Source organism: Sinobaca sp. SA16-1, from assembly GCF_059510515.1.
In genome coordinates this window covers 148,420-175,255 of record NZ_JCAKFL010000002.1, presented here as the reverse complement: position 1 = coordinate 175,255, position 26,836 = coordinate 148,420, and the positions used below count along the sequence as shown (strand labels likewise).

23 protein-coding genes and 1 pseudogene are annotated in these 26,836 nt (G+C 40.2%); 18 read left to right on the top strand and 6 right to left on the bottom strand.

Going from position 1 to position 26,836, the window contains the following annotated elements; genetic code table 11:
* Positions 1–114 precede the first annotated feature (114 nt).
* A complete protein-coding gene (locus AC5W2J_RS04975; RefSeq protein WP_496058388.1) occupies positions 115–1,095 on the top strand; it encodes an aldo/keto reductase in 981 nt (326 codons plus the stop codon).
* 330 nt (positions 1,096–1,425) lie between these two features.
* On the opposite strand, the gene AC5W2J_RS04970 is transcribed toward AC5W2J_RS04975, so the two are convergent.
* Positions 1,426–2,271 (bottom strand): oxidoreductase, encoded by an 846-nt coding sequence (locus tag AC5W2J_RS04970; RefSeq protein WP_496058931.1) that lies wholly within the window; start codon positions 2,269–2,271, stop codon positions 1,426–1,428.
* 335 nt (positions 2,272–2,606) lie between these two features.
* On the opposite strand from AC5W2J_RS04970, the gene AC5W2J_RS04965 reads away from it, so the two are divergent.
* The 10 genes from AC5W2J_RS04965 to iolI all read left to right on the top strand — a co-directional run bounded on the left by AC5W2J_RS04965 (position 2,607) and on the right by iolI (position 14,656).
* Complete coding sequence (locus AC5W2J_RS04965; RefSeq protein WP_496058387.1) at positions 2,607–3,635, top strand: LacI family DNA-binding transcriptional regulator; 1,029 nt, start codon at positions 2,607–2,609, stop codon at positions 3,633–3,635.
* 265 nt (positions 3,636–3,900) lie between these two features.
* On the top strand, positions 3,901–5,361 hold the full coding sequence (locus AC5W2J_RS04960; RefSeq protein WP_496058386.1) for a CoA-acylating methylmalonate-semialdehyde dehydrogenase: 1,461 nt from the start codon (positions 3,901–3,903) through the stop codon (positions 5,359–5,361).
* A 44-nt stretch (positions 5,362–5,405) separates the two neighbouring features.
* Positions 5,406–6,281, top strand: a complete 876-nt coding sequence (locus AC5W2J_RS04955; RefSeq protein ID WP_496058385.1) for a sugar phosphate isomerase/epimerase family protein — start codon at positions 5,406–5,408, stop codon at positions 6,279–6,281.
* A gap of 143 nt (positions 6,282–6,424) precedes the next feature.
* A complete protein-coding gene (locus AC5W2J_RS04950) occupies positions 6,425–7,870 on the top strand; it encodes a sugar porter family MFS transporter (protein ID WP_496058384.1) in 1,446 nt (481 codons plus the stop codon).
* A gap of 179 nt (positions 7,871–8,049) precedes the next feature.
* On the top strand, positions 8,050–8,862 hold the full coding sequence (iolB, locus tag AC5W2J_RS04945) for a 5-deoxy-glucuronate isomerase (RefSeq protein WP_496058383.1): 813 nt from the start codon (positions 8,050–8,052) through the stop codon (positions 8,860–8,862).
* Between the two features lie 41 nt (positions 8,863–8,903).
* Entirely contained in the window at positions 8,904–9,893 is a 990-nt protein-coding gene (gene iolC, locus AC5W2J_RS04940) for a 5-dehydro-2-deoxygluconokinase (protein ID WP_496058382.1), read from the top strand.
* Between the two features lie 13 nt (positions 9,894–9,906).
* On the top strand, positions 9,907–11,820 hold the full coding sequence (iolD, locus tag AC5W2J_RS04935) for a 3D-(3,5/4)-trihydroxycyclohexane-1,2-dione acylhydrolase (decyclizing) (RefSeq protein WP_496058381.1): 1,914 nt from the start codon (positions 9,907–9,909) through the stop codon (positions 11,818–11,820).
* 12 nt (positions 11,821–11,832) lie between these two features.
* Complete coding sequence (gene iolE / locus AC5W2J_RS04930; RefSeq protein ID WP_496058380.1) at positions 11,833–12,729, top strand: myo-inosose-2 dehydratase; 897 nt, start codon at positions 11,833–11,835, stop codon at positions 12,727–12,729.
* Positions 12,730–12,779: 50 nt separating this feature from the next.
* Positions 12,780–13,820 (top strand): bifunctional inositol 2-dehydrogenase/D-chiro-inositol 1-dehydrogenase, encoded by a 1,041-nt coding sequence (gene iolG / locus AC5W2J_RS04925; RefSeq protein ID WP_496058379.1) that lies wholly within the window; start codon positions 12,780–12,782, stop codon positions 13,818–13,820.
* A complete protein-coding gene (gene iolI, locus AC5W2J_RS04920) occupies positions 13,817–14,656 on the top strand; it encodes a 2-keto-myo-inositol isomerase (RefSeq protein WP_496058378.1) in 840 nt (279 codons plus the stop codon). Before iolG ends, iolI begins: the two co-directional genes overlap by 4 nt.
* A gap of 41 nt (positions 14,657–14,697) precedes the next feature.
* Here iolI and AC5W2J_RS04915 read toward each other — a convergent pair whose 3' ends face one another.
* Together AC5W2J_RS04915 and AC5W2J_RS04910 are read right to left on the bottom strand one after the other, a co-directional pair.
* The gene (locus AC5W2J_RS04915; RefSeq protein ID WP_496058377.1) at positions 14,698–15,087 is read right to left on the bottom strand and encodes a tautomerase family protein; all 390 of its coding nucleotides are present in this window, start codon (positions 15,085–15,087) and stop codon (positions 14,698–14,700) included.
* Between the two features lies 1 nt (position 15,088).
* Complete coding sequence (locus AC5W2J_RS04910; RefSeq protein ID WP_496058376.1) at positions 15,089–15,865, bottom strand: DeoR/GlpR family DNA-binding transcription regulator; 777 nt, start codon at positions 15,863–15,865, stop codon at positions 15,089–15,091.
* A 170-nt stretch (positions 15,866–16,035) separates the two neighbouring features.
* Here AC5W2J_RS04910 and fba point away from each other — a divergent pair, with 170 nt between their 5' ends.
* The 3 genes and pseudogenes from fba to paiA all read left to right on the top strand — a co-directional run bounded on the left by fba (position 16,036) and on the right by paiA (position 17,777).
* Entirely contained in the window at positions 16,036–16,890 is an 855-nt protein-coding gene (gene fba, locus AC5W2J_RS04905) for a class II fructose-1,6-bisphosphate aldolase (protein ID WP_496058375.1), read from the top strand.
* A gap of 103 nt (positions 16,891–16,993) precedes the next feature.
* A pseudogene (locus AC5W2J_RS04900) lies at positions 16,994–17,233 on the top strand (winged helix DNA-binding protein); the annotation flags it as partial.
* A gap of 25 nt (positions 17,234–17,258) precedes the next feature.
* Entirely contained in the window at positions 17,259–17,777 is a 519-nt protein-coding gene (gene paiA, locus AC5W2J_RS04895) for a spermidine/spermine N(1)-acetyltransferase (protein WP_496058374.1), read from the top strand.
* 201 nt (positions 17,778–17,978) lie between these two features.
* Here the strand turns inward: paiA and pdxR are convergent, their stop codons facing one another.
* Positions 17,979–19,358 carry a MocR-like pyridoxine biosynthesis transcription factor PdxR gene (gene pdxR, locus AC5W2J_RS04890; RefSeq protein WP_496058373.1) on the bottom strand — a complete coding sequence of 460 codons (1,380 nt, stop codon included), beginning with the start codon at positions 19,356–19,358 and terminating at the stop codon, positions 17,979–17,981.
* Positions 19,359–19,667: 309 nt separating this feature from the next.
* On the opposite strand from pdxR, the gene AC5W2J_RS04885 reads away from it, so the two are divergent.
* Together AC5W2J_RS04885 and AC5W2J_RS04880 are read left to right on the top strand one after the other, a co-directional pair.
* Positions 19,668–20,345, top strand: a complete 678-nt coding sequence (locus tag AC5W2J_RS04885) for a dihydrodipicolinate synthase family protein (protein WP_496058372.1) — start codon at positions 19,668–19,670, stop codon at positions 20,343–20,345.
* A gap of 484 nt (positions 20,346–20,829) precedes the next feature.
* Positions 20,830–21,483: an FMN-binding negative transcriptional regulator gene (locus AC5W2J_RS04880; protein ID WP_496058371.1), complete on the top strand. Its 654-nt coding sequence runs from the start codon at positions 20,830–20,832 to the stop codon at positions 21,481–21,483.
* 337 nt (positions 21,484–21,820) lie between these two features.
* Here the strand turns inward: AC5W2J_RS04880 and AC5W2J_RS04875 are convergent, their stop codons facing one another.
* Together AC5W2J_RS04875 and AC5W2J_RS04870 are read right to left on the bottom strand one after the other, a co-directional pair.
* A complete protein-coding gene (locus AC5W2J_RS04875; protein ID WP_496058370.1) occupies positions 21,821–22,984 on the bottom strand; it encodes a mandelate racemase/muconate lactonizing enzyme family protein in 1,164 nt (387 codons plus the stop codon).
* A gap of 167 nt (positions 22,985–23,151) precedes the next feature.
* On the bottom strand, positions 23,152–23,889 hold the full coding sequence (locus tag AC5W2J_RS04870; RefSeq protein ID WP_496058369.1) for a GntR family transcriptional regulator: 738 nt from the start codon (positions 23,887–23,889) through the stop codon (positions 23,152–23,154).
* 478 nt (positions 23,890–24,367) lie between these two features.
* On the opposite strand from AC5W2J_RS04870, the gene AC5W2J_RS04865 reads away from it, so the two are divergent.
* Positions 24,368–26,029: a PAS domain S-box protein gene (locus AC5W2J_RS04865; RefSeq protein WP_496058368.1), complete on the top strand. Its 1,662-nt coding sequence runs from the start codon at positions 24,368–24,370 to the stop codon at positions 26,027–26,029.
* A 439-nt stretch (positions 26,030–26,468) separates the two neighbouring features.
* Positions 26,469–26,609, top strand: coding sequence for a hypothetical protein (locus AC5W2J_RS04860; RefSeq protein ID WP_496058367.1), 141 nt, complete (start codon positions 26,469–26,471; stop codon positions 26,607–26,609).
* The last annotated feature ends 227 nt before the right edge of the window (positions 26,610–26,836 follow it).

The following is a 26,836-nucleotide window of genomic DNA, read 5'->3' as shown; positions in this document are numbered from 1 at the left end:
ATTAGGCAAAAAATGAATAGAAATAAGATAAGAGATTGGTTTTATATATGCCATAATGGGGCTGTAATACGCTGCGATAAATCCAGCAGGTAAACAAAGGAGAGAGCTGCGAGTATGGAATATGTAAAACTTGGCAATACAGGCTTAGATGTGTCGCGATTCTGTCTTGGCTGTATGGGATTTGGAGACGCAAACCAATGGATTCACAAATGGGTGCGGAACGAAGCAGATTCCCGTCCCGTTATAAAAAAAGCTCTGGACGCAGGGATTAATTTTTTTGATACAGCCAACGTATATTCCCTTGGGACCAGCGAGGAATACCTGGGACGAGCATTGAATGATTATGCGAATCGGGATGAAATCGTTCTCGCCACAAAAGTACAGGGAGAGATGCGTGAAGGACCTAACGGATCCGGTCTTTCCCGCAAAGCCATTATGAGTGAAATAGAAAAAAGCCTTCGGCGACTAAAAACCGAGTACGTGGATCTTTATATCATCCACCGCTGGGACCACACCACCCCTATTGAAGAAACAATGGAAGCATTACATGATGTCGTCAAGGCTGGAAAAGCCAGATACATCGGGGCTTCTGCGATGTCTGCCTGGCAGTTTCAAAAGGCTAACTATGTAGCGGAAACACATGGCTGGACGAAATTTGTGTCGATGCAGAACCACTTAAACCTCCTCTACCGGGAAGAGGAACGGGAGATGCTGCCCCTGTGCAAGGAAGAGAAAATCGGGGTTACGCCTTATAGTCCCCTGGCGTCCGGAAGATTAACGCGTGATTGGTCCGTTACCACGCATCGTTCCGAGACGGATTACATTCAACAATCGAAATACGATAAGACAGCAGAAGCCGATCGATTGGTGGTGGAACGCGTAGCCTCTATTGCAGAAAAGTATCAAGTTCCCCGTATTCACGTGGCACTTGCCTGGCTGCTGCAAAAAGAAACTATTGCAGCCCCGATCATTGGTGCTACGAAAGTGTCTCACCTGGACGAAGCCGTTGGGGCTTTATCGGTAAAGCTTGCTCCTGAGGATGTTACTTTTCTTGAAGAGCCTTATACCCCGCATCCAATAGTCGGCCACCGCTAAATGGTTTTGTGGTATGCATACGCGACTGAGGATTGTTTTTGAAAAAAGCAAAAGGCCACTGGCCCATAGAAGGGATAGGTAGTGCCCCCAAATGTTAGAGTGAAATCCAACATTTGGGGGTTTTTCCTGTCTGATATTATAGGACCACTCTAAAGAGCTCTCTGCGTTCGGCATAAATGGAAATCAAGACTTTTGGAACAGCCCCTTTGCTTTATTATTCTGTTAGAAATAAATCCAAGAAGTTGGATTACATTAATTTATTTATTTCATTTGTGCCTAGTTGAAAGTCTGTAGTTCCCTCAAAAGCATTGATCATACTATGAATACCTGTTACCTATTTCTAGTCATATTATATTCTGATTTTACTATCGGACACCCTCCAGGTACAGCTTCTATATATTCCCACATAGCATCAAGTAAAGCCAAATCTTTTCGGTCTTTCATCTGAATTTCAGTGCGAATGGTATTTTCTTCTCCGGTTTTTACTTTCTGCATCCAATCAGGTTCTATAATAAGTTGTTTTGCAATTGCTACAAGGGGAATGTTCAGTTCTTTTAATACGTGCAAGGCATCATCTGGTGTTATGACCGAACCTGCAATGATGAGTGGTATTTCATCTCCAATTTCATCATTGATAATGTTAATAACAGGTGTTGCACTCTTCTTATCACGCATGGAACTTTGCTCCATCTTACTAAGGGAAAGATGAATATAATCAAGGCCTAGCTCTTTTAACTTCATTAAAAGAGCTAGTGTGTCATCGGGTGTAATTCCTGGTTCCTCTAACTCTTGAGGTGAAATACGATAGCCAAAAATAAATGGTTTGTCCGCATATTTTTCAATAGCTGCTTTTGCGGATTGTACAACCGCAAGAGGGAAATTCATTCTTTTTTCAAGCGATCCTCCCCAAAAATCAGTTCTACGATTAGAATGTGGGGAAAAAAATTGTTGAATCAAGTAGGTGTTTGCCCCATGTAGCTCTACTCCGTCAAACCCCGCTTCAATAGCTCTTCTAGTTGCTTCGCCAAAAGCATTTACCAATTCATGGACTTCTTCATTCGGTAATTCTCTTGGAATTTCTGCATTATCTCGAACGGCTGGAATAGCACTAACAGGTTGAGTACCTCTCAGCCATGATGCAGGGGACATCCGACCAACATGAAATATTTGTAAAATTGCTTTAGTCCCTGTACTTTAAATGGATGACACTAGCTTTCTAAGGCTTTCAATGTGGGTATCAGATGACACACTCAATGATCCAGCGAATTTACCGCCTTCTCTGACTTGTGCGCAAGAAGTAATTGTAGCGTCAGAGTAATTGCGGTCTAATTTAGGCAATTTTTTGTCGAAACTATTTTAGTTAGTGGCACTAATAAACCATTTAAGAGTCTTTTTCATTTTAAATAGAGCTTTAATTGCTTATTTTAATTAATATAAGTAGAATAAAATGTATAAATATTTCTAATATAACGGTTTATGCAATCGTTTTCAAATAGCAGGAGGATAAGAATATGAAGATGGATGATGTAGCGAAGCTTGCTAATGTATCGACTGCTACTGTGTCGAGAGTATTAACCAAACCTTCAATGGTAAGCAAAAAAACCAGAGAAAAGGTATTGTCTGCAATTGAAGAGCTCAATTATCAGCCCCACGTAGTAGCAAGACAGTTTAGAACGAGAGAAACTAAAATTATAATGGTCGTTGTTCCTGATATTACAAGTGCTTTCTTTGCCGGCGTTCTGCGGGGAATTGAGCATTACGCAGTAAAAAACAATTATCAGGTTATATTAGCAGACACCGAAAACAATCCTGAAAGGGAGAGGGAGTATATAAGCCTGCTTTATCAAAAACAGGTAGATGGAATGATTCTGCTCACTGCCAGAAGCAATCAGCAGGAGCTGACTCATATTGCTGAAAATTATCCAGTAGTGCTGGCATGCGAGTATATGGATGGCTTAAATATTCCCACGGTTTCTATAGATAATATCAGCAGTGCAAGGAAAGCAGTTCAGCACCTGGTCGATTTGGGGCACAGTCGTATTGCCCATATTACTGGTCCGATGGATGTAATTCTAAGCAGAGACAGGCTCCGTGGGTTTCAACAGGCTTTAATTAGCAACGATATAGAGGGCAATCCATTATATATACAAGAAGGCGACTTTAGTATTAAATCAGGATACAATCAGATGCTGAAACTGATTTCTTTGGAAGTTCCCCCCAGTGCCGTATTTGTTTTTAATGATGAAATGGCCATAGGAGCAATCAATGCTATAAAAGAAAGTGGATTGAATGTACCGGAAGATATAGCGGTAGTGGGCTTTGATAATATAGAAATGGCGTCTATTTTTACGCCGCATTTAACTACTATAGACCAGCCTAAATATGAAATCGGTACAAAAGCGATGGAACTGCTCTTAAAGTTAATAAGGAAAGAAACTTTTTCTAAAAAGAAATATGTTCTGGACAATCAGTTGATTGTTAGACAGACCTGTGGAGCTGAAACAAAGTCTACCAATACCTTAGTTAAAAATAAAATTTAGCCGGAATGTAAATTTTTATTTGAAAATGTAATCGATTGCTTTTATCTCTAAAAGCCCTTTTAATTCAACAAAATCAGATATTTTTAATTAGAATATCCAGGTTTATCTAATATAATTATCAATTAATTCAAATAAAAGCGTTTACAAATTCAATTATATGAATTAGTATTCTATTTATAAACAAAATTGCAATCGATTACATTTTGAGTTTTGACAACTAATCTATTTTATTAATTGCTTATCATAAACTGAAAGGGGAACTAAAATGTCTACTACAAAAACAGTTCAGAATCTTCAAAATTATATTAATGGTAAATGGGTTGACGCAAAAGCAGCGGCCACGGAGGAAATTCCCAACCCTGCTACAGGAGAAATCATTGCACACGTTCCGATCTCCAATAAAGAAGATGTCGATGGCGCAGTCCAGGTAGCTGAGAAAACATTCAAAATGTGGAGTAATACGCCCGTACCAAAAAGAGCACGTATTTTATTTAAATATCAGCAGCTTTTAATTGAACATTGGGATGAATTAGCCCGTCTTATTACGTTAGAAAACGGTAAGAATTACAGTGAAGCCTATGGGGAAGTCCAAAGAGGTATTGAGTGTGTTGAGTTTGCTGCAGGTGCCCCATCCTTAATGAAAGGAGAACAGCTCCCGGATATAGCTACGGGCGTCGAATCAGGCATGTATAAGTACCCTATTGGTGTTGTTGGAGGCATTACTCCTTTTAACTTTCCGATGATGGTGCCGTGCTGGATGTTCCCGCTCGCTATTGCCTGCGGAAATACATTTGTACTAAAGCCATCAGAAAGAACCCCTCTTCTGGCGAATAAGCTGGCTGAACTATTTTCAGAGGCTGGTCTTCCAGACGGAGTATTAAATATAGTGCACGGCGCACATGACGTAGTGAACGGGCTTCTGGAGCACAAAGGAGTGAAAGCGATCTCTTTTGTAGGTTCCCAGCCGGTAGCTGAATATGTTTATAAAACAGGAACTTCTCACGGGAAGCGGGTACAGGCTCTAGCCGGTGCTAAAAATCATTCCATTGTGCTGCCAGATGCCAATATAGAAGGCGCTGTTCAGCAGATTGTAGGTGCAGCTTACGGTTCGGCCGGAGAAAGATGTATGGCTGCGGCAGTTGTAGTAACCGTTGGAGATGTAGCTGAGCCTTTCCTGGAGAAGCTAAAAGAAGAAGTGAACGGAATGACGGTCGGAAACGGGATGGAAGAAGGAGTGTTCCTTGGTCCAGTTATCCGCGAATCTCATAAGAAAAAATCAGAAGATTATATTAAAAAAGGACAAGAAGAAGGTGCAGAGCTCGCTCTGGACGGCCGAAATAAAGCGGTTGGGCTGGAAGACGGCTACTTCCTTGGCCCGGTGATTTTTGACCATGTAACGACAGACATGACGATATGGAAAGAAGAAATTTTTGCTCCAGTACTATCCATTGTAAGAGTAGACACTCTTGATGAAGCAATCGAACTGACAAACAAATCGGAGTTTGCAAACGGTGCATGCATTTATACAGACAGCGGCAGCAGCGTGAGGAAGTTCAGACAGGAAATTGAAGCAGGGATGCTTGGAGTGAACCTGGGAGTACCGGCACCAATGGCATTCTTCCCATTTTCCGGCTGGAAAAATTCCTTTTACGGGGATCTTCATGCCAATGGCACGGATGGCGTAAATTTCTATACCCGAAAAAAGATGCTGACGGCACGCTGGTAGAACAAAACAAATGTAAAACATTAAACAATTTGGAGGAATAAATAATGAAAATTGCACTAGATCCGCATATGATTAGACATATGCCTATTCCAAAAATGGTAGATAAAGTAGCTGAAATGGGCTACGAGTATATCGAATTGTCTCCGCGTGACGACTTTATGCCTTTCTATAAGTACCCTCGTATAGATAAAGCAAGAATAAAAGAATTAAAAGATGCACTACGGGATACGGGGGTCAAGCTTTCTTCCCTTCTGCCAATGCAGCATTGGGCGGGTCCGGATGAAGAGGATCGTGAAGCGGCAGTACGCAATTGGAAACGGGTTATTGAAATAGCAGTGGAATTGGATGTTAATATATTGAATTCAGAATTTACCGGCCAGAATGATATGCCATATAAATGTGAGCAGATGTTTGTGAAATCGATGCATGAGTTGATTCCATCGATTGAAAAAGAAGGATTGAATGTACACATTCAGGCCCATCCTTATGATTTCATTGAAAACAACAACGCTGCTGTAGACATGATCCGCGGATTTGATAAAGATTGGCTGGGTTACTTCTATTCTGTCCCTCATACGTTCTTCTACGATGACGGGGTAGGCGATATTGCTTCAATGATTGACTATGCAGGAGATAAGTTAAAGCACATTAATATTGCAGATACGTTTAATCATAAAGCTTCTTCCTGCCTGCGTTATGTAGTGAACCCGCCGGGCGTACATGCCACGGTCCACCAGCATCTTGATATCGGAAAAGGAGACATTAACTGGGATGCCTTGTTCAATAAGCTTCGTGAGATTAACTTTGATGGAATTGTTACGTCAGCTGTGTTCGGAGAAGAACATCGTGCAGAAGAATCAAGCCTATTCATGCTCGACCGCCTTAAAGAAGAATTGATTACTAAAGCCTCCATTAAATAATAATAAGCCATTGTCTTCTTAGGTTTTGAAGACAATGGACTTTATCTTCTGTTGAAAGTGATTGTTTATCTTTTTTGCACATATTTGAAAACGATTACATTAAATTGAGGAAAGTGGGGAAGAAGGAAATTCCTTCGTATAAAATGAAAAATAATAAATATCGTTACATTTTATTTGTAGCTTTAGTAGCCTCTTTGGGTGGACTTTTGTTTGGGTATGACACAGCAGTTATTGCAGGTGCAGAGCAGTCCGTACAGTTATATTTAGTTGATAGCTTAGGTTTAAGTTCATTCATACACGGACTTACAGTCTCGAGTGCCTTAATCGGATGTATCATAGGCGCATTAGTTTCAGGCCTTATTTCAAATAGAATCGGTCGTAAAAATACGCTGGTTATTGCAGCGATTCTATTCTTCCTTTCTGCATTAGGGTCAGCTTATCCGGAATTAATTTTCTTCACAATGGGAGAACCAAGCGTAGCTTTGCTGGCAACATTTAATTTTTATAGAGTCATCGGCGGAATTGGTGTTGGTTTAGCTTCGGCGATTGCTCCCATCTATATTAGTGAAATGAGTCCCAAAAAAATCCGCGGCAAAATGGTTGTATTGTATAGTATGGCTGTAGTGGTAGGTCAGACTGTTGTATATTTTGTCAACTGGTTGATTACCTTAAACAGAACGGGAGACTGGATTAACGATATTGGGTGGAGACTTATGTTTGCTTCAGAGTTGATTCCGGCGGCATTATTTTTCCTTCTTCTTCTGTTCGTTCCGGAAACACCTAGATATCTGGCACTTAAGAAAGAAAATGACAAAGCCTTTAACCTTCTGGAGAAATTAAACGGATCAAAAGAAGCGGCTGCGGATACACTGCAGGAAATCCAGCATTCACTGAATACTAAAACAGAAAAAGTAGGAATGTTATATTACGGGAAACTAGTTTTAATTGTGGGAGTATCTGTTGCAGCCCTCCAGCAATTTATTGGAATTAACATCATTTTGTATTATGCTCCGCGCATTTTCGAAAATCTTGGTGCTGGTCAATCAACCGCTATGTTGCAAACAATATTCGTTGGAGTGATAAGCGTAGCCGTATCTTTAATTGCTATAAAACTTATTGACCGCCAGGGAAGAAAGTTTATGTTACTTCTTGGTTCGGCAGGGTGCGCTGTATGTTTAATAGCTGTATCAGCACTTTTCTTCATGGGTATTCAAGGAATTGGCACGTTAATCTTTATTCTCCTTTTTGTAGGGTTGTTCCAAATGACATGGGGCCCTGTAACCTGGGTACTGCTTTCGGAACTATTTCCAAATAAAATCAGAGGTCAGGCCATGGCACTAGCAGTAACAACTGTTTGGGGAGCAAACTTGATTGCTTCGTCTACTTTTCCGCCTTTAAACGAAGCTTTTGGAACAGGCACATTTCTTATCTACGGATTGGTAAGTACGTTTGCTTTCTTCTTCGTTTTGAAATTTGTACCTGAAACAAAAAATAAATCGCTTGAAGAAATTGAAGCAACGTGGCTTGCAGCCAGAAAAGACAGCACAAAGAGTAAAGAAGAAATATTAGAGGAAAGTAAATTAAATTAATGAGGTATTGACTGAAAGCGTTTTAACCATTATTCTGAATAGGAAGAAAATAGCTGGTAAACTTTCTGATGCGTATAGAAAATTAAGAGTGCGGCGTGTGCCCATCTTCTCATGCTCTATACGCATCATTTGTTTTAATAATGTAATCGATTGCACTATTGATTAAAGGAGAGGTAGAAATGAGTAAGCTTATTCGTAAACCGTTAAATAAAAAAGAAGCCAATGGTATTTCTCTTATCCATGAGGTTTCGGAAGGTAATTCAGATCTTCATTACGTAAGTTTTAAAATGGTTGACCTGCAGTCCGGATCCGTGTACCAAGAAAAACTGGAAAAGCTGGAGTGCTGCATTGTGGCTGTGACTGGAAAAATTACCGTAACGGAAGGCGAAAATACTTTCGAAAAAATTGGTACCAGAGATTCTGTTTTTGAGAAAAAGCCCACAGACAGCGTGTATGTTTCCAATGATCAAACCTTTGAAGTGAGAGCTGATACGTCTTCACGGGTGGCTCTCTGTTATTCCCCCTCCGAAAGCCAGCTGCCTACAAAATTGTTAAAAGCTTCAGATATGGGAGTCGAAAAGCGGGGAGAAGGAAGCAACAAAAGACTGGTTCATAATATCCTGCCGGATAATGATCCGACGGCAAACAGCCTTTTGGTAGTGGAAGTATTTACCGAGAGCGGAAACTGGTCCAGCTATCCTCCTCATAAGCACGACCAGGATAACCTTCCAGAAGAGTCGCTGTTGGAAGAAACGTACTACCATGAGCAGGATCCTCCACAGGGATTTGTTTTTCAAAGGGTCTATACAGATGATCGTTCCCTGGATGAGACGATGACCGTAGAAAACGGAGATATGGTTATCGTGCCGAAAGGGTATCATCCTGTTGGTGTTCCGGCAGGCTACACGTCTTATTATCTAAATGTGATGGCCGGGCCGGAACGGGTATGGAAGTTCCATAATGATCCGGACCATGAATGGATTCTAAAATAGCAAAAAAATATACAAACTAAACAAAAAGGAGATTTCATTCTATGGCTATATCTTTTGAGAAAAACAAAGCGTTCGATGTCATTGCTTTTGGGCGAGCCTGCATTGATTTGAACGCTGTTGAATATAACCGCCCAATGGAAGAAACGATGACTTTTCAGAAGTATGTAGGAGGATCGCCGGCAAATGTCGCGATCGGCTGTTCCAAGCTTGGCTTGAAAGCAGGATTTATCGGAAAAATCCCCGATGATCAGCACGGACGTTTTATCGAGCAGTATATGAACAGTAAGGGCATTGATACGTCGCAGATGGTAAAAGATACGGAAGGAAGAAAAACCGGACTCGCTTTTACGGAAATATTAAGCCCGGAAGAATGCAGCATTCTAATGTACAGAGAAAATGCTGCGGATCTTTATATCAAGACGTCTGAAGTACAAGAAGAGTATATAAAGCAGGCAAAAATCTTCCTTATCTCCGGAACGGCTTTAGCACAGAGTCCCTCCAGAGAAGCGGCCCTGAAGGCAGTGCATCTTGCCAAGAAGAATAATATTAAAGTAGCTTTCGAATTGGATTATCGCCCGTATACGTGGCAGTCCCGTGAAGAAACAGCTGTATATTACTCGCTGGTAGCGGAAAAAGCAGACATTGTTATTGGGACTCGTGAAGAATACGACATGATGGAAAACCTTTCTTCGGAAGGAGACAATCAGACGACCATTGATTATCTATTTCAGCATGAGCCGGAGCTTGTAGTTATTAAGCACGGCGTGGATGGTTCGTATGCCTATACAAAAGAGGGAAAAAGCTATCAGGGAAAAGCCTACAAGACAAAAGTATTAAAAACATTTGGTGCAGGAGATTCCTACGCCTCAGCTTTTCTTTACGCTATTCTTACAGGGAAAGACGTTGAAACAGCATTGAAATACGGCAGTGCTTCAGCCTCTATCGTCGTCAGCAAGCACAGCTCCTCGGAAGCGATGCCGGAAGTATCAGAAATTGAAGCGTTAATCCAGGAAAATAACACGTATGCATAAAGGAGAATAAACAATGGGGACGATTCGATTAACAACAGCTCAGGCGTTGGTTAAGTTTTTAAACCAGCAGTATATTCATATAGATGGCGAAGAATTTCCTTTTGTTCAAGGGGTTTTTAATATCTTTGGACACGGCAACGTATTAGGGATCGGGCAGGCTCTAGAGCAAGAATCAGGAAATCTGGAAGTAATTCAGGGAAAAAACGAACAGGGTATGGCTCATGCAGCCATTGCTTACAGTAAACAAATGCTGCGAAAGAAAATTTATGCCGTTACGACTTCAAGCGGGCCGGGCTCCGCTAACCTTGTGACCCCGGCTGCTACAGCCTTGGCAAACAATATTCCAGTTCTGCTGCTTCCCGCGGACACCTATGCTTCCCGCCAGCCCGACCCGGTTTTACAGCAGGTAGAGCAGGAGCACAGCATGGCTATTACAACCAATGATGCGTTAAAGCCTGTTTCAAGATATTGGGATCGTGTACAGCGTCCGGAACAGCTGATGACAAGTTTAATACGAGCCTTTGAAGTAATGACAGATCCCTCTAAAGCCGGTCCTGCGACCGTATGTATTTCCCAGGATGTGGAAGGAGAAGCATTTGACTATGAAGAAGAATTTTTTCAAAAGCGTGTACACTATGTGAACCGTGCAATTCCTACATTGAGAGAACTGGAAGGAGCTGCTGAAAAGATTAAAGCGAGCAAAAAACCTCTTATTGTAGTTGGTGGAGGAGTGAAGTACTCGGAAGCCAGAGAAGCTTTAATGACTTTTTCCGGCACACATCACATTCCGCTCGTGGAAACACAGGCAGGAAAGTCAGCGGTGGAAAGTTCCTTTATAAACAACCTCGGCGGTTTGGGCATCACAGGGACGTCAGCCGCTAACAAAGCTGCGGCTGAGGCTGATCTTGTTATAGGAATAGGAACGAGATATACAGACTTTGCTACCTCTTCGAAAACCGTATTTAACTTTGAAAGGGCAGAATTTCTAAATATCAATGTCAGCCGGATGCAGGCTTATAAATTAGATGCGTTTCAAGTAGTAGCAGATGCACGTACGGCTTTAGAACAGTTAATGCCTCTGCTGCAGGGTTATAAAAGTGATTATGGAAGCTTTATTGAAAGCGTTAAAGAAGAATGGAAAACGGAGCGGGACAGACTTCGTCATATCACATTCGATAGAAAGAACTTTGATCCTGAAATAAAAAACCATTTTTCTCAGGAAATAATGAATGAATATGCAGATACCCTCAACACGGAGTTCCCGCAGACTAACGCGCTCTTAAAAGCCAATGACACCGTAGATGAAGACGCTGTTGTGGTTTGTGCCGCAGGATCGCTGCCGGGAGACCTGCAGCGCTTATGGGAGACGAATACGCCGAATACGTACCATTTAGAGTATGGATATTCGTGCATGGGATATGAGATTTCAGGAACGCTTGGAGCAAAACTGGCAGAACCCAATAAAGAAGTGTACGCGGTAGTTGGAGATGGAAGCTTTCTCATGCTCCACTCAGAGCTCATTACGTCCCTTCAATACAATAAAAAAATAAATATTCTTCTTTTCGATAATGCAGGGTATGGATGCATTAATAACCTGCAGATGGATCATGGCAGCGGAAGCTATGAATGTGAGTTCCGCACGGCGGATAATAAAGTATTGAATATTGACTATGCCAAAGTAGCAGAAGGTTACGGAGCGAAAGTATACAGAGCCAATACAGAAGAAGAGCTTGAAGCGGCAATTAAAGATGCAAAAACGCAGTCACGCTCTACATTAATAGAAATGAAAGTTCTTCCTAAAACGATGACCGAAGGGTCGGAAGGAAGCTGGTGGAATCTTGGGGTAGCTGCCGTTTCAGAAAAAGAAAGTATTAGAGAAGCCTACTCCTTTAAAGAAAAAATGCTGGCTCAGGCAAAAAAGTATTAAAGGAGAGATAGCATGACTCACCAGGATATTAAATGGGGAATTGCTCCGATTGGATGGCGGAATGATGATATGCCCGAGATAGGTAAAGACAATACATTAGGGCATCTACTGGGAGATATATGTATTGCGGGTTTTGAAGGGACAGAAGTAGGCGGCTTCTTCCCTGAACCTGCTATTTTAAAAAAAGAACTGGCTTTACGCAATTTAACCATCGCCGGCAAATGGTTTTCGAGTTTTATTATTAGGGACGGCATCGACGAAGTATTGAAAGTGTTTCAAGAGAATTGTGCCTATTTACATGAGATGGGGGCAGCTGTAGCCGTAGTGTCTGAACAAACTTACAGTATTCAGGGAACGACGAAAAATGTATTTAAAGATAAGCCGTACTTTTCAGAAGAAGAGTGGAACAGGCTGGCAGAAGGTCTTAATGATATGGGAGAAATGGCAAAGCGCTATGATTTAAAGCTTGTCTTTCACCATCATTTAGGTACAGGCGTGCAGACATTGGACGAAATTGACCGGCTGATGGAACGTACCGATCCGAAAAAGGTGCATTTGTTGTATGATACCGGTCATATTTATGTTTCAGATCAAGAATGTCTTCCTCTATTAAAAAAACACATGAATCGTATTGAACACGTACATTTCAAAGATGTCAGAAATTCGATTATGAATGCCTGCAAAGAAAAGAACTATTCTTTTATGGACTCATTTCTGGAGGGGATGTTCACGGTACCCGGAGACGGAGATATTGATTTTACAGAAGTGTATGAGGAACTTCTGGCACAGGAATATAAAGGATGGATTGTGATTGAAGCAGAACAGGATCCTGAGAAGGCACACCCTCTCGAATATGCTCTAAAAGCAAGAAAATACTTGGACACGGAGCTTTTGCAGAAAACCAAATAACTGCTGGGCGTGAAGAAAATAAAAAGCATTACATTTAGGAGGAAATAGTTATGAGTTTAGGATTTGGAGTAGTAGGTACTGGAGCCATTGGACAGGAGCATATGAAGCGTATCACACGTAAACTGACAGGAGCGGACATTGTTGCTGTTACGGATGTGAACCAGGAACTAGCCGAAAACATTGTAACAGAATTAGATATCAAAGCAGCTGTGCATAAAGATGATACAGAATTAATCAATGATCCCAATGTTCAGGCCGTGCTGGTAACCAGCTGGGGGCCTGCACACGAAGGGACGGTACTAAAAGCAATCGAAGCAGGTAAATTTGTCTTTGTAGAAAAGCCTTTAGCTACTACGTCCGAAGGCTGCGAACGTATTGTGACAGCTGAGCAGAAACAGGGAAAACGACTTGTGCAGGTCGGTTTTATGCGCCGGTATGACAGCGGTTACCTTCAAATGAAAGAAGCGATAGATAACAATTTTATTGGGGAGCCTCTTATGGTTCGATGCTCTCACAGAAATCCGGAAGTCGGAGAGCGGTATACGACAGATATGGCTATTCTTGACACGCTGATTCATGAAATTGATACACTTCACTGGCTCGTAGGAGACGACTATAAATCTATTCAAGTTACGTATCCGAAGAAGACCAGCAGAGCACTCGAGCATTTGAAAGATCCCCAGATCGTAACATTTGAAACAAAAAGCGGCATAATTATGCATGCGGAAATTTTTGTTAACTGTCAGTTTGGATATGATATTCAATGTGAAGTCATCGGAGAAGAAGGAGTCGTGAAGCTGCCGGAAGTAGCGAGTATCGGTTACCGTAAAGACGGTGTTCACGGCTACAACATTCTGCAGGATTGGAAACACCGCTTTGATGATGCTTTCAACAACGAGTTTCAGGACTTTATAGACTCTATTAAGAAAAAAGGCGAGCCGCAGGGACCTTCATCCTGGGATGGTTATATTGCTTCTGTTACAGGGGATGCAGGAGTTAGAGCCCAGACCTCCGAGCAGGTGGAAGTTATTGAACTGCCGGACCGTCCGACTTTCTATAAACAAAACAAACTGGAGGGGAGCAGCCTGTGAAGCTTTGTTATAACCAAGCCACTACACTGGAAAACTCCAATTTAGAAAACGACTTAGAACTTTGTGAAAAGCACGGATACGATTATATTGAAATTCGTACCATGGATAAACTTCCGGAGTATTTAGAAACGCATTCGATAGAAGACCTGGCTTCTTATTTTGAAAAAAACCATATAAAGCCACTGGCAATGAACGCATTAGTTTTTTTCAATAACCGTACAGAAGAGGAACATCAGGAAAACGTGAAAGAATTCAAGGATATGCTGGAAAAAGCAAAGCATATTAATGCACCGTATATCGTTGCTGTGCCCCTCGTCACAGAAGAAAAGATCTTAAATGAAGATATTAAGAAAAGTGCTATCAGCGTATTACAGGAGTTCTCTAAGTTAGCTGAACCCTATGGAGTTAAAATAGCTGTCGAATTTGTAGGGCACCCACAGTGCACGATTAACACGTTTGGCCAGGCTTACGATATTGTTGAAGCTGTAGGGAAAGAAAATGTAGGACTGGTACTGGACTGCTTTCATTTCCATGCCATGGGATCTGAAATACAGGATCTGCAAAATGCGGATGGAAATAAGATCTTTATTCTTCATATTGATGACACTGAAGATTTCCCTATCGGGTTCTTAACAGATGAAGATAGAGTATGGCCGGGACATGGAGCTATTGATCTGCAGGGAATTATCTCAACAGCTGTAGAAAGAGGATTTGACGGCGCAGTATCCGTTGAGTTATTCCGTCCGGAATATTACAAACTGAGCCCGGATGAAGCTATTAAGACAGCTAAAGACACGTCATTGGAAGTCTTAAATAAAATTCATGTAAAGAACTAAAAAAAGCACCAGGTCCGCAGCCTGGTGCTTTTTTAGTTCTATTAGAGTTTTCCTGTTAGAAACTGCGCTTCCCCGTTTCCGAAACTCCAATCCGCTTCCCCATTTTCTGTAATGTTTATCATGATATTTTCCGGAGAGATGCCACATTCTTTTTGCAGATTTTCCGCCACCAAACGGTAAAATGCCTGCTTTTTTTCGTTCGTACGGGTTTTGCTCGTTACACTTATTATAACGACATCATTTGTGCGGGTGAATCCAAGTCCCGTATCTTCAATAATCATTTCATCTGATTTATGTTGATTTACAATCTGGTAGCGGTCTGTTTCAGGAACTTCGAATGTTTCAACCATTGCCTGGTGAACGGTATCCAATAAGTGCTTTAATTCCTGGTCACTTCTTCCGGTGATCATATCAAATCTTAATAAAGGCATATTATTCCTCCATATTACTATTTTTGTTGGTTCTATAAAGAGTTACGCGGGACTCGTTCAGTAGAGTTTCTATTTCTTTAGAAGGAACTTCATCGGTGATAACGGCTTCAATATCATGAAACCGGGCAAAGGTCATAAGCGCTTTTTTCTCAAATTTTGAGTGGTCGGCAAGAATATAAGCACTAGAGCTTTTTTGTACGACTGCTTTTTTTATGTTGTTTTCAAGAGGGGAGGCATGGGTTATGCTGCCTTCCAGTGAAATGCCGGTAGAAGCCATGAACGCTTTATCAATATTATAAGAGGTAATTCCTTCTATATTATCTATGCTGATAAATGAATGAGTAGAAGGATCAAATAACCCTCCAGTTGAAATGATCGTTAAATCGGACGATTTTTTTGCTTCATTTATGAAATGTAAATTATTAGTCAGTACGGTTATTTTTTTGTTTTTGAGAAAGGGAGCCATCCAAACGGTCGTGGTGCCCGTATCGATAAAAATAATATCTCCTTCTTCTACAAGATCAGCGGCTGCCTTGCCGATTCCTTTTTTAGCAGTCTCGTTATGTCCCTCCCTATCTTCATATTTAGAAAGTCCGGATTCTGGAACAGCAATGCCTCCATGAACTTTTTTGACTAATTCCTGCTGAACAAGCGATTCAGCATCTCGCCTGATGGTATTAAGGGAAACGTTAAATTCAGCGGATAAAGTCTCAAATGAAGCTACCTGGTAAGATTCAACATATTTCCTTATTTCATTTATTCGCTGTCTTTTTATCATGTAATCCACCGCTGCTTTCTGATTTCTATTGATGTTAAAGATAGCAGAGTATAAATAAAAAAGAAAGTTCCTAAAGTATATCATATATTTTCAATATATTATCAAACTATAATCAAAAGTTTATCAAAAAGTGGTAAGATGTTTATATAAACACAAAGGAAGTGAAAAATATGGCATTAGTATCCATGAAAGAAATGCTTCATAAGGCAAAACAAGAAGGATATGCTGTAGGGCAGTACAACATTAATAACCTTGAATTTATTCCTGCTTTTCTAGAAGTGGCACAAGAAGAACAGTCCCCAATGATCATTGCTGCCTCCGATAGAATGGTTGATTTTCTGGGAGGATTCAAAAATGTGGCTGGAATGGTCCGCACGATGTACGAAGAGTTGAATATTACAGTGCCGGTAGCTTTACATCTCGATCATGGCCAGAGTGTAGAGCGCTGCAAGAAAGCGGTGGATGCTGGATTTACGTCCGTAATGATTGATGGGTCGCACCATTCCATAGAAGAAAATATCAATATGACAAAAGAAGTAGTATCTTATGCTGGTAAATGGGGTATTTCAGTGGAAGGGGAAGTTGGTTCTGTAGGAGGCCAAGAGGATGGTCTGGTAGGCGGCATAAGATATGCAGATGTGGAAGAGTGTATTCGTTTAGTAGAAGAAGCAGAAATTGATGCGCTGGCGGCTGCACTGGGCTCCGTTCACGGTCCTTATCAGGGAGAACCTAAACTTGGTTTTGAGCAGATGGAAGCAATCTCCCGGAAAACCGAGCTGCCCCTGGTACTTCACGGTGGTACAGGCATTCCGGCTCATCAAGTTCAGCGTGCGATTTCCCTGGGGCATGCTAAAATCAATGTAAACACAGAAAACATACAAGCCTGGACCAAAGCAGTAAAGAAGAAGCTGGCGGAAGATGCCGATGTGTATGAACCGCGTCTAATTCTCCTTCCAGCTATTGAAGCAGTGAAGCAGTCCGTAACAGAAAAAGTTAGGGAATTCGGCACCTCAGGAAAAGCATAAGATAAAAAGCTCTCTTATTATTAGAGTTTACAATCGCGGTTGGTAGTGCCCCCAAATGTTAGAGTGAAATCCAACATTTGGGTTTTTTATTTAATAGATATAAATGAACGGCTTTATTGAAAAGAAAGAAGATTCTCACAGCAAAAAAAAGCTGTTTCCAACGGAAAGAGGAAAAACGGTCTATCCTTTCATCAAAAGAGAGAATGAACATTCCGATCGTGTAGCCTTAGCGGGCTTTTCTGAACAAGAAATGACGGCTGCCTACAAGTTTTTAGAGCGAATCCGGAAAAATGTTGAGAAGGATTGGGAATTTATAAAAAAAGGCCATAAGCGAGACTATTAACGAGCTAAAGGAGTGACCTGTTCGAATGACGATAACGATAATGAAGTGTACTTTTGAAAATGCACGAGACTTGCAAACAATAAGTATAGAGACATTTACCGAGACTTTTCAGGAACAAAATTCACCGGAACACTTAAATGCCTATTTGGAAAAAGCCTATAGCTTGGATCAATTAAAACACGAATTGGCGAATCGATCTTCTCAGTTCTTTTTTGTATATGTAGGTCAAGAGGTCGCGGGTTACCTAAAGGTTAATACCGACGATGCTCAATCGGAAGCAATGGGCGAGGAAGCGCTCGAAGTCGAACGGATTTACGTGAAGCAGAAATTTCAGAAACACGGTCTTGGAAAACATCTAATGAACAAAACGATGGAAATTGCTCAGGAACAAAAGAAAAAGAAAATCTGGCTGGGCGTTTGGGAAGAAAATGAAAATGCCATTGCATTTTATCAGAAAAAAGGATTTCTCCAATCAGGTTCCCATTCCTTTTTTATGGGGGATGACGAACAAGTAGACCTGATTATGACCAAAGTACTTTCATAAATGTTAGTGGAAGACGGAGTTTGAACTTTTATATTAATACCAAACTCCTTTTTGACAAACATCCACAATATAAAAATCCATGAGTCGTCCAGCTCCTTATATAAAAATTTAAGTATTGGCAGTAAAGAAGCAACAAAGAAAGATAAAACTTTCCCTGTTGGTCTTCACTCAATCTGTTAAACAGGAAAAACACCGGTGTTTTTATGTCCACGCCTTTTTTAAAAACCTTACGCCTTCTTGTATTTCCTCACAGGAAAGATTACTGAATCCCAGTTTAATAACGGCTTCTGTAGGATGGTTTTCTATAAAATAAATGGAGGTCGGATACACGTTCACTCCATAAATGGAAGCACGCTCGATCAACCATTCTTCCGACCGATTTAGATGTACCTTCACTAAGATGTATAACCCCGATTGTTCCCCAATAATGGAGATGCTTTTTTTGAAGTACTTTCTCAATTCCGATACTAAGCACTGCATTTTTCGTTTGTACACCAGCCGCATACGTTTAATATGACGATTCCATTCTCCCTCTTCCATAAATTTTGCCATGGTCAGCTGATTTTGGAGTGAAGCGGTACTCTCAAAATGACGAAATTGGTTTTTGTAGCGATCTACTAGTAACTGGGGCAGCACCATATAACTCAGACGGATCCCGGGAAGAAAGGACTTTGAGAAATTCCCTAAGTAAATGACTCTTGCTGAATCAATAGAAGCCAGTGCTGGAAACGGTTGTTGCGTATAACGAAATTCACTATCGTAATCGTCTTCGATAATAAATCCGTTAATGTTTTTCGCCCAATAAATGAGCATTTGCCTTTGCTGAATCGACATACTGACCCCTAACGGACTTTGATGAGATGGAGTGACATAAATCAGCGTTGACTCCATTTTTTCTAATTCGGTAAAATCAGCCCCTCCCTCATAAACCGGTAAAGTCTCCATTCTATAACGATGAAACCGAAAAGCTTCCTTTGCTCCATCGTAACCCGGATCTTCGATAATAATGCCGTCGTTCTCCTCCTTCAGAATTTGTCCAAGATGGATTAATAACTGTTGGGTACTGCTGCCGATTACAATCGCATTGGCTTCTGTTTTCACGCCACGCGATTGGAATAAATAAGCGGCAATTTGCTCCCGAAAATACACTTCCCCAAAGGGATCCCCGTATTTAAAGCTCTCCGTCAATGTTAATACTTGATTTGATAATCTTCTCCAGATTTTCAAAGGGAAATGGGCTTGATCCACAGCCCCTGCTCTAAAATCAATGTTGATGGGCGGTATGGTCTCTTTCTGCTTTTTCTCAGGAGAGATGAAAACATCTTGAACTAAAAGTGGTTCTAATTCGTTTACATAATACCCTTTCCTCCCTTCTCCGCGGATATAGCCTTCCGCGACAAGCTGCTCATAGGCCATTAATGTGGTGTTGCGGCTGACTTGAAGGGATTCAGCCAGTTGACGAATGGATGGCAGCCGATTGTTGGGAGGGATATCGCCTCGTTCAATAAACGACTTAAACTGCTCGTATACTTGCTTGTATTTGGGAGACTCATCCTTCAAGACAAAAATAGTGTTTTTCACTTTGCCGCCTCCTTGACATGCTTATTTATCCATAATTGTACCTTTTTAGATGTCAAATTGCATAGTAAGATACTGGTATTGAAAATGCATAAAACCAAACAAGAAATGGTTCAAAACTGTTTATTTCTAAATCTTATGAAGTGAGAGACATGAATGAAGTCAAAGAGTCTATTTAAGGCTGAAGGTTGGTTGGCGAAGACTTTCACTTAAATTAGAGCGTATAGAAAATCGTCAATCAAGTGCTGCTTTTTCTAGTCGAACTAACGGAGCAATTTAGTTCAAGTAGAAAAAAGAAAGGGGAAAAAAACAATGTTAACAGAAACAATTCACATTGCCGTACCAACCGCTTTTTTTGAAAATGAATCTTTAAATATTCAAGGGACAATAAGTCATATAAGAGACCTGTATCAACAAGGCGTAAAATCTGTTCTTGTTTCTGGAACTACTGGAGAACAGCATAGTTTGAGCCTCCAAGAGAAAATGGAAATAATAGATGGTTTAGAACGGGAAAAAGAACTCATTACTAATATGGAAATTATATTTGGGGTGGCTTCAATCAGACAGAAAGAGGCAGAAGAATTAGCTGAAAAGATTCGCCACACAGAAATAGCCGGTATCATGCTTGGCTATCCGCCGTATATTATACCTACACAAGAAGAAGCACTCGTTTATACAAAGAGGATTGTGGCCCTCAGTAATAAACCTGCCATTTTATATAACAATCCAAAAAGGACGGGCTTTGATTTATCAGAGAAGAGTATTATCGAATTAAGCAAGTCAGACTTAGTCGTTGGAATAAAAGATGCTGGAAGCAAAGAAAAAGTTGAACGAATAAAAAAAGGTGTAGACCGAAACGATATACATTTTTACGGCGGGGGAGAAGTAGACTTAGAAAAAAAGTCTTTCATGGATACGATCGCCTTTCTTCCATTGCAGGGAATGTTTCTCCCATGGAAATTAGCCAATGGTTTCAAAAAATGCTTATAAAGCAAAAAGTAAGTGACCAAGATAGCGAAAGAATAGAAAATATCATGGAACAAGTTTATTCAGGTAACGCGATTGTGAATCTAAAAAAAATCATTAGTCACCACGGGATTTCCATGGGAATTTGCAGAAGTCCAATAGGAAATATTTAATTGAATAGTGAAGTCGCTCTTTTCCTCTGTCCTTTATATGTGAATTCGAATGGTCTGGGGATGTGAAATGAGCAGGGGGATTCAATGGTAAGTGTCGCAGAATTGAGCACATTTATTCTGGTGGTCTGCGGATTGTTTTTAGTCCCAGGTCCTGCTGTCTTGTTGCTAATCACTCGATCGGTTTATGATGGGGTCAAAAAGCTTTAAGTTGGCTTTATATCGGTCTCGGCTTACAAATAGTACTCCTAAGTCCATAATCTTTTTCTATCAAAGGTAGTAGAACTTCTTGGAAAGGCTTTAGTAAATCATTTTCATACAAAAAGGAGCACGCTATCATGTATATTCCAAAATATTATAAGATTACCGATGTTGAAAAGATCCGCGAATTTGTTCAAACGAATTCCTTTGGAACGCTTGTCACTACAAAAAAAGGAAGACCCATTGCCACCCACTTGCCCTTGCAATTAATAAAAGAAGACGAGAAGTATTATATAACCGGACATATGGCTTACGGCAATCCGCAGTGGCGGACATTCGACTCCTCTGAAGAGGTACTCATTACGTTTCAAGGGCCACACGCTTACATTTCTTCCTCCTGGTATGAACAGGAAAATGTTCCAACGTGGAATTATCAGGCGGTTCATATATATGGACCTGCCATCATTCAGGAGGTTCATGTATATGGATCTGCCACTATTTTAGAAGAAGAAGCATTGAAACAGGATCTGGCAAAATTATTGGAAAAATACGAGAAACATCGTGAGAACCCGGTTCTTTGGGATAAGCTCTCTTCTTCTTTATTAGAAAAAGAAATAAAGGGGATTGTTGGATTTAAGATTAAGGTAGGAGAGATTCAGGCTGCCTATAAATTAAGTCAGAATAAAAATGAAACGGATTATGCGAACATCGTTGAGCAATTGCACAAAGAAGAAAATCCGGATTCGAAACAAATCGCCGAAGTGATGGAAAAGAGGCGAAAAAATCTTTAGTAATTGTTCCTACATTTAAAAATTCAGATCGCAGCTTTTTTATTTTGAGTAAAAAGTATTGCCTTACAATGCTTCATTAAATATAAAGCAACTTCTTCAAAGCTTTTAAACTTGAGCTTTGAAATACGTTCCTTACAAGTATATAGTTTGGTGTGAATTAGAGAAAGACAGCTTCTTTATAAAAAGAAAGCAGTGGAATAAAAAAACGATGAAACGGATACCATGATAAAGACACAGTATCGATGTCATCGTGTGGGCACAAAAGCTTCAGTCTCCTTTTTTCCTAAATTGCTTAAAAGTCAGCAGTCAGTTAAGAAAACATTGTCTTTGTAATGTATTATTCAGCTACCGAACGAAGCAGTTTAATTAACGGTGCTTTTGTTTCAAAACCTATTCCAGGAACGTCAGGCAACCCAACATATCCATTCTCAACAGGAATATTATCGGCAAACCCTCCAAATGGTTCAAAAACTCCAGGATAAGATTCATTTCCTCCCAGTCCCAGTCCTGCTGCAATATTCAGTGACATTTGATGTCCTCCATGCGGAATGCAGCGGCGGGGAGACCATCCATGTTCCTTTAACATATCCAGTATTTTCATGTACTCTACAAGGCCATAACTTAATGCACAGTCAAATTGCAGATAATCTCGATCCGGTCTCATTCCCCCATAGCGAATGAGATTTCGAGCGTCCTGCATAGAAAATAGATTCTCTCCAGTGGCCATAGGGTTTTTATAATGCTTAGAAAGCTCCGCCTGAAGCTCATAATCTAATGGATCGCCTGCTTCTTCATACCAAAATAAATTATATGACTCTAATTTTTCTGCATAACGAATCGCTGTTTTCAAATCAAACCGTCCGTTTACGTCTACCGCTAGAGATTGGCCGGAGGGCACCACTTCTAGTACGGCTTCAATTCTTCTAAGATCTTCTTCTAAACCGTTTCCAATTTTCATTTTCACAACTGAATATCCTAAGTCCAGATAGCCTTTCATTTCTTCTTGAAGCATGTTATCGTCTTTCCCTGGCTGATAGTAGCCTCCTGCCGCATAAACAAATACTTGCTCATCCGGCTTTCCATCCCCATAACGTTCGGCCAGCAGTTGATAAAGAGGCTTTTCTTCTATTTTTGCAACAGCATCCCAAACTGCCATATCAAGAGTTCCCACTGCGACCGACCTTTCTCCATGGCCGCCTGGTTTTTCGCCAGTCATTAAAATATCCCAAATTTTATGAGGATCAAAATTCAGCTTCTCATCATCTAGAATATCATTTGTTTCCGCGTCTAATAAACGTGGGATAAATCGTTCATGAAGAATTCCACTTGGAGCATACCGGCCATTTGAATTAAACCCATATCCTACAACTCTTTTGCCGTTTTTCAATACATCTGTGACGATTGCCACAACAGAAACATTCATTTTTGAAAAATCAATATAAGCATTGCTTATACTCGATTTAATAGGTACTGCTTTTTCTTTAATATCAATTATTTTCATCTGAAAACCTCCCATTTGATATTTGTTATCTGTTTAAAGAATAATTAATAAATTCATTAATGTCAATATAAAGCTTTAAATTAGTTAAAATAGCTTAAATTGCTAAATAATAAATTTTTTAATTTTGCGTATAAAAAAAGACGCTTCTTGTTAAGAAACGTCTTACGTTATTTTTTCGTCTTATTCGCTGGCTTTCTTTCGATAATTCCCAAAATTTCTTGTCCTCCACGATGCCTGTGGGAATGCATTAAGAGTTGAGCGGCTTTGCTGTCTTGGGCTCGCATGGCAGCTACTATGGCCCGATGTTCCTTAATGGACCGAATAGGAAGCTTTCGCTCATTAATGGTAAACAATCTAGCCCGATACAATTGATCAGAGTGACTGTCCATTATATCTATCAGCCGTTCATTGTGGGAGTACTCAACGATTAAATGATGAAATTGATTATCTGCATCTAAATAAGCCTTTAAATTATTTTTATTCAAATACTCTTCTTGATTCGTAATAAGGGAATCCAGAATTTCAAGGTGCTCTTCGTTAATATTGAAAGTGGCTAATTCAGCAGCCACACCATCTAAAGCTTCAGCAATTTGACAAATTTGCTCAATATTTTCTTTTATGATTGGTTCGACACTAAACCCTTTACGTGGAATTAATCTAATCCAGCGATCCATTTCTAATCGAATTAAGGCTTCACGTACGGGCGTACGGCTCATTTCCAACATTTCGATAATTTCCCGTTCCAAAAAAGCTTCATTAGGTTGAAGCTGCAGGTTTAGAATTGCTTTTTGAATAATGATATAAGCTTGCTGCGGTAAACGATCTTCATTTGCTTCTTCTTTATATAGCAATAAGGTTTTCTTTAAAGCAGTGTTATCGTTACTTGGTCTATTTTTTTCCTTCATGAGATTCACCAAATTTCAATTTATTAACGTCGCCGATATTAAATAAATTATATCAAACTTCCACTATAAAAAGCGCGGTTTTACAAGTGACGCCCGTCCTTGAATATAAAGCATTATGAAGAAATGGCCGGGGGTGGGATCTTCCCTGGCATCAAAAAGAGAGCTTCCAACTATTTTCCATAATTATGACTTCGCTGAACTTCCACTGCAGCTATCTCAAGTAATAATGAAAAAATAATTGTTTTATTTTTATAGAATAATTTCCTATCTTCAAAAAATGTTTTAAATGACAGATATGTTACAATATTCATAAAAATCTAGTAATATACATTTGTAGTTGCTCTTTTTCCACAAATTATAGAAGTCCGTCATAGACGAGCAACATCAAGAAAGAAAATATTTCTTAATAAATATCGAGGAGCAATAAATATAGTCTGAATGGAAAAGGTATCGTTAGTTACCAAAGGAGAGAAAAAGCATGAAAAATGTTTCAGGGAAAATGGAATTAGATATTTTAGCTTCCACAGTTCTTTTTGATTTGATACCCGATTTGGTTTTTTTGATGGAAGAAGATCAAGGAACGTTTTTTTACGTTTATGCAAATCCAGCCACATATAACATTCTGCCCCTCAAAGAAAAGATTATTGGAAGAAGAATAGAAGATGTGATGCCATCAGTACAAGCCCAGGTACTGATTCGGCATTATTGCGAAGTTCAATCCACGCAAAAATCGGTTGAGTTTATCCAAAGGATAGAAGCTGAAAACGAGGAACGCACAGAGGAAACCGTGCTCCATCCTATCCTGACAGAAGGTGGCCAGTGCCAGTATATTTTAGCAATCGTAAGGGACGTTACAGAGAGAAACCGGGCACAAAAAGCACTGATAGAGACAAAAGAAGAACTTGAAGTTTTTTGGGAAAATTCTACAGATCCTGTCTTTTTCATTGATATAAAAGGGGACATCACGAAAGTGAATCGTGCCTTTGAAGAAACGTTCCATTACAGTGAAGAAGAAATGGTAAATCAGAGAGGTTCTATCGTTCCAGAACATATGAAATCAGAACCTTTAGCTATCGTGGAAAGAATCATGAAAGGTGAAACGGTAAATTCACACGAAACCATCCGTTTAACGAAGAGCGGCACCCCGTTACATATTATCTCTTCATATACTCCGGTACGAAATGCAAATAGGGAAATCATCGGTGCAACCATCTTTTATAAAAACGTGACAGAACTTAAAAAAGCCGAAAAGGAATTGCAGAAAAGCCAGGAGAAATACAAGCTGATAACAGAAAGTGCTTTCGATGTCATTACGCTAATCAATCCCTCGGGTTTGATTGAATACGTCTCTCCTTCCAATGAGAAGATTTTAGGATACCCGGATTCAGCATATATGGGGAATCCTTTTACTACCAATGTGCATCCGGAAGATGCCTTCCGTTTGATCGAAGCTATTATGTCCCCTATGTATGGAAACAAACCGGCTGCCATTGAAGTTCGTTTTCTTCATCGTGATGGGCATTGGATCTGGATGGAAGTTTCTTCTACGCCTGTCCTGATGGATGGAAAAGTGAATCAAGTACTCACCATTGCTAGAGAGATTACGGAGAGAAAGCGTCTCCAAGATGAAATGACAAAAATGGCCTTCTACGATCATTTATCGGGCATACCTAACCGGCGCACTTTTGATAATAGGCTGGAAACGGCGATCCAACAAGCAAAGCAATCTGGCAAGAAAGTGGCGGTTTTACTGATGGATGGACGGAAGTTTAAAAAGATTAACGATCAATTTGGTCATGATGCAGGAGATGCTGTCATTAAGGAAATGGCTATCCGTCTACAGGCTTGTGTCTGTTCGGCCGCTACAACAGCACGATTAGGCGGCGATGAAATGGGAGTTGTTTTGCCTGACATTGATTCGCTGGAAGCAGCGGAGAATACAGCTAAACGAATTTTGAAATCTTATGAAGTGCCCGTCCCTTTTAATGGCTACAAGATTCCTATAGGAGTTGGTATTGGAATTTCCTTGTATCCGGACGACGCCGTCAACGAAAAAAAGCTGACAAAGTGCGCTGATACGGCTCTGTATGAAGCGAAAAAATCTGATCAAGACGAGTATATCGTTTATGGTCGAATGTAAAGCATCGTCATTGGAGCTTCATTAGAAAATGAACCCTTTTTTAGATAGAAAGATACATACAAATGCCTGGGAGAAAACCGGTTAACCGGTTTTCTCCCAGGCATTTGTATGTAAATTATGATAAACACAGATTGGATTCATGCGGATACTATCATTCATTTTTTATCTTATAGGAGAAGCTTCGGATAACTGCGATTATGTAAAGTTAACTAATGGATTCTAATGATCGCCTTTCTCTTCTTTATTTTATCTACAAAAGCAGCAGGTATTTCTACAGAAAACGTGATAAAAGGGGTACAATAACAGTGAAAGCAGTAGTCAAGAGCGGATTTCCTTCAAAAGAGAAATACCTTTTGTGGTATCTATACCGCAAAATATAGGCCTGCTGTTTTTAAGAAGGGTACAGTAGTGTATACTATGGAACGAAAGGATGATAAAAATGGCATTGATAGATAAATTTCATAAATTGAAAGATAAATCCATGGAAAAAGGAAAACTCCATTGGGAAGAAAACAAAGACCAATATAAAGAGAAAGGCAAGCATTTGAAAGATAAGCTAAAAAATAAAATGTCTAAATAAGATGATGTTGGAAACGGCCAGGAGCCGAAAAACCTGGCTGTTTTTCCGTTTTATAGTATAAACTTATCCTACTTAAGGAAGTTCCACGGCTCCTCCTCAGAAATTTCTGTGCTGCAATTCCTGTTTCAATATCTTTGTTTTCGTTGCAGCAGCCCTCGTGCTTAATTTCTTAGGACGACTTCCACCCTTACGTTAAACCATGAGGCTCGTCTATTTTATTTGTTCAT

Excerpts from the sequence above, each read along its gene's own strand:
- AC5W2J_RS04975 (WP_496058388.1), top strand. The coding sequence starts at position 115 with ATGGAATATGTAAAACTTGGCAATACAGGCTTAGATGTGTCGCGATTC.
- AC5W2J_RS04965 (WP_496058387.1), top strand. The coding sequence starts at position 2,607 with ATGAAGATGGATGATGTAGCGAAGCTTGCTAATGTATCGACTGCTACT.
- AC5W2J_RS04960 (WP_496058386.1), top strand. The coding sequence starts at position 3,901 with ATGTCTACTACAAAAACAGTTCAGAATCTTCAAAATTATATTAATGGT.
- AC5W2J_RS04955 (WP_496058385.1), top strand. The coding sequence starts at position 5,406 with ATGAAAATTGCACTAGATCCGCATATGATTAGACATATGCCTATTCCA.
- AC5W2J_RS04950 (WP_496058384.1), top strand. The coding sequence starts at position 6,425 with ATGAAAAATAATAAATATCGTTACATTTTATTTGTAGCTTTAGTAGCC.
- iolB (WP_496058383.1), top strand. The coding sequence starts at position 8,050 with ATGAGTAAGCTTATTCGTAAACCGTTAAATAAAAAAGAAGCCAATGGT.
- iolC (WP_496058382.1), top strand. The coding sequence starts at position 8,904 with ATGGCTATATCTTTTGAGAAAAACAAAGCGTTCGATGTCATTGCTTTT.
- iolD (WP_496058381.1), top strand. The coding sequence starts at position 9,907 with ATGGGGACGATTCGATTAACAACAGCTCAGGCGTTGGTTAAGTTTTTA.
- iolE (WP_496058380.1), top strand. The coding sequence starts at position 11,833 with ATGACTCACCAGGATATTAAATGGGGAATTGCTCCGATTGGATGGCGG.
- iolG (WP_496058379.1), top strand. The coding sequence starts at position 12,780 with ATGAGTTTAGGATTTGGAGTAGTAGGTACTGGAGCCATTGGACAGGAG.
- AC5W2J_RS04915 (WP_496058377.1), bottom strand. The coding sequence starts at position 15,087 with ATGCCTTTATTAAGATTTGATATGATCACCGGAAGAAGTGACCAGGAA.
- AC5W2J_RS04910 (WP_496058376.1), bottom strand. The coding sequence starts at position 15,865 with ATGATAAAAAGACAGCGAATAAATGAAATAAGGAAATATGTTGAATCT.
- fba (WP_496058375.1), top strand. The coding sequence starts at position 16,036 with ATGGCATTAGTATCCATGAAAGAAATGCTTCATAAGGCAAAACAAGAA.
- paiA (WP_496058374.1), top strand. The coding sequence starts at position 17,259 with ATGACGATAACGATAATGAAGTGTACTTTTGAAAATGCACGAGACTTG.
- AC5W2J_RS04885 (WP_496058372.1), top strand. The coding sequence starts at position 19,668 with ATGTTAACAGAAACAATTCACATTGCCGTACCAACCGCTTTTTTTGAA.
- AC5W2J_RS04880 (WP_496058371.1), top strand. The coding sequence starts at position 20,830 with ATGTATATTCCAAAATATTATAAGATTACCGATGTTGAAAAGATCCGC.
- AC5W2J_RS04875 (WP_496058370.1), bottom strand. The coding sequence starts at position 22,984 with ATGAAAATAATTGATATTAAAGAAAAAGCAGTACCTATTAAATCGAGT.
- AC5W2J_RS04870 (WP_496058369.1), bottom strand. The coding sequence starts at position 23,889 with ATGAAGGAAAAAAATAGACCAAGTAACGATAACACTGCTTTAAAGAAA.
- AC5W2J_RS04865 (WP_496058368.1), top strand. The coding sequence starts at position 24,368 with ATGAAAAATGTTTCAGGGAAAATGGAATTAGATATTTTAGCTTCCACA.
- AC5W2J_RS04860 (WP_496058367.1), top strand. The coding sequence starts at position 26,469 with ATGGCATTGATAGATAAATTTCATAAATTGAAAGATAAATCCATGGAA.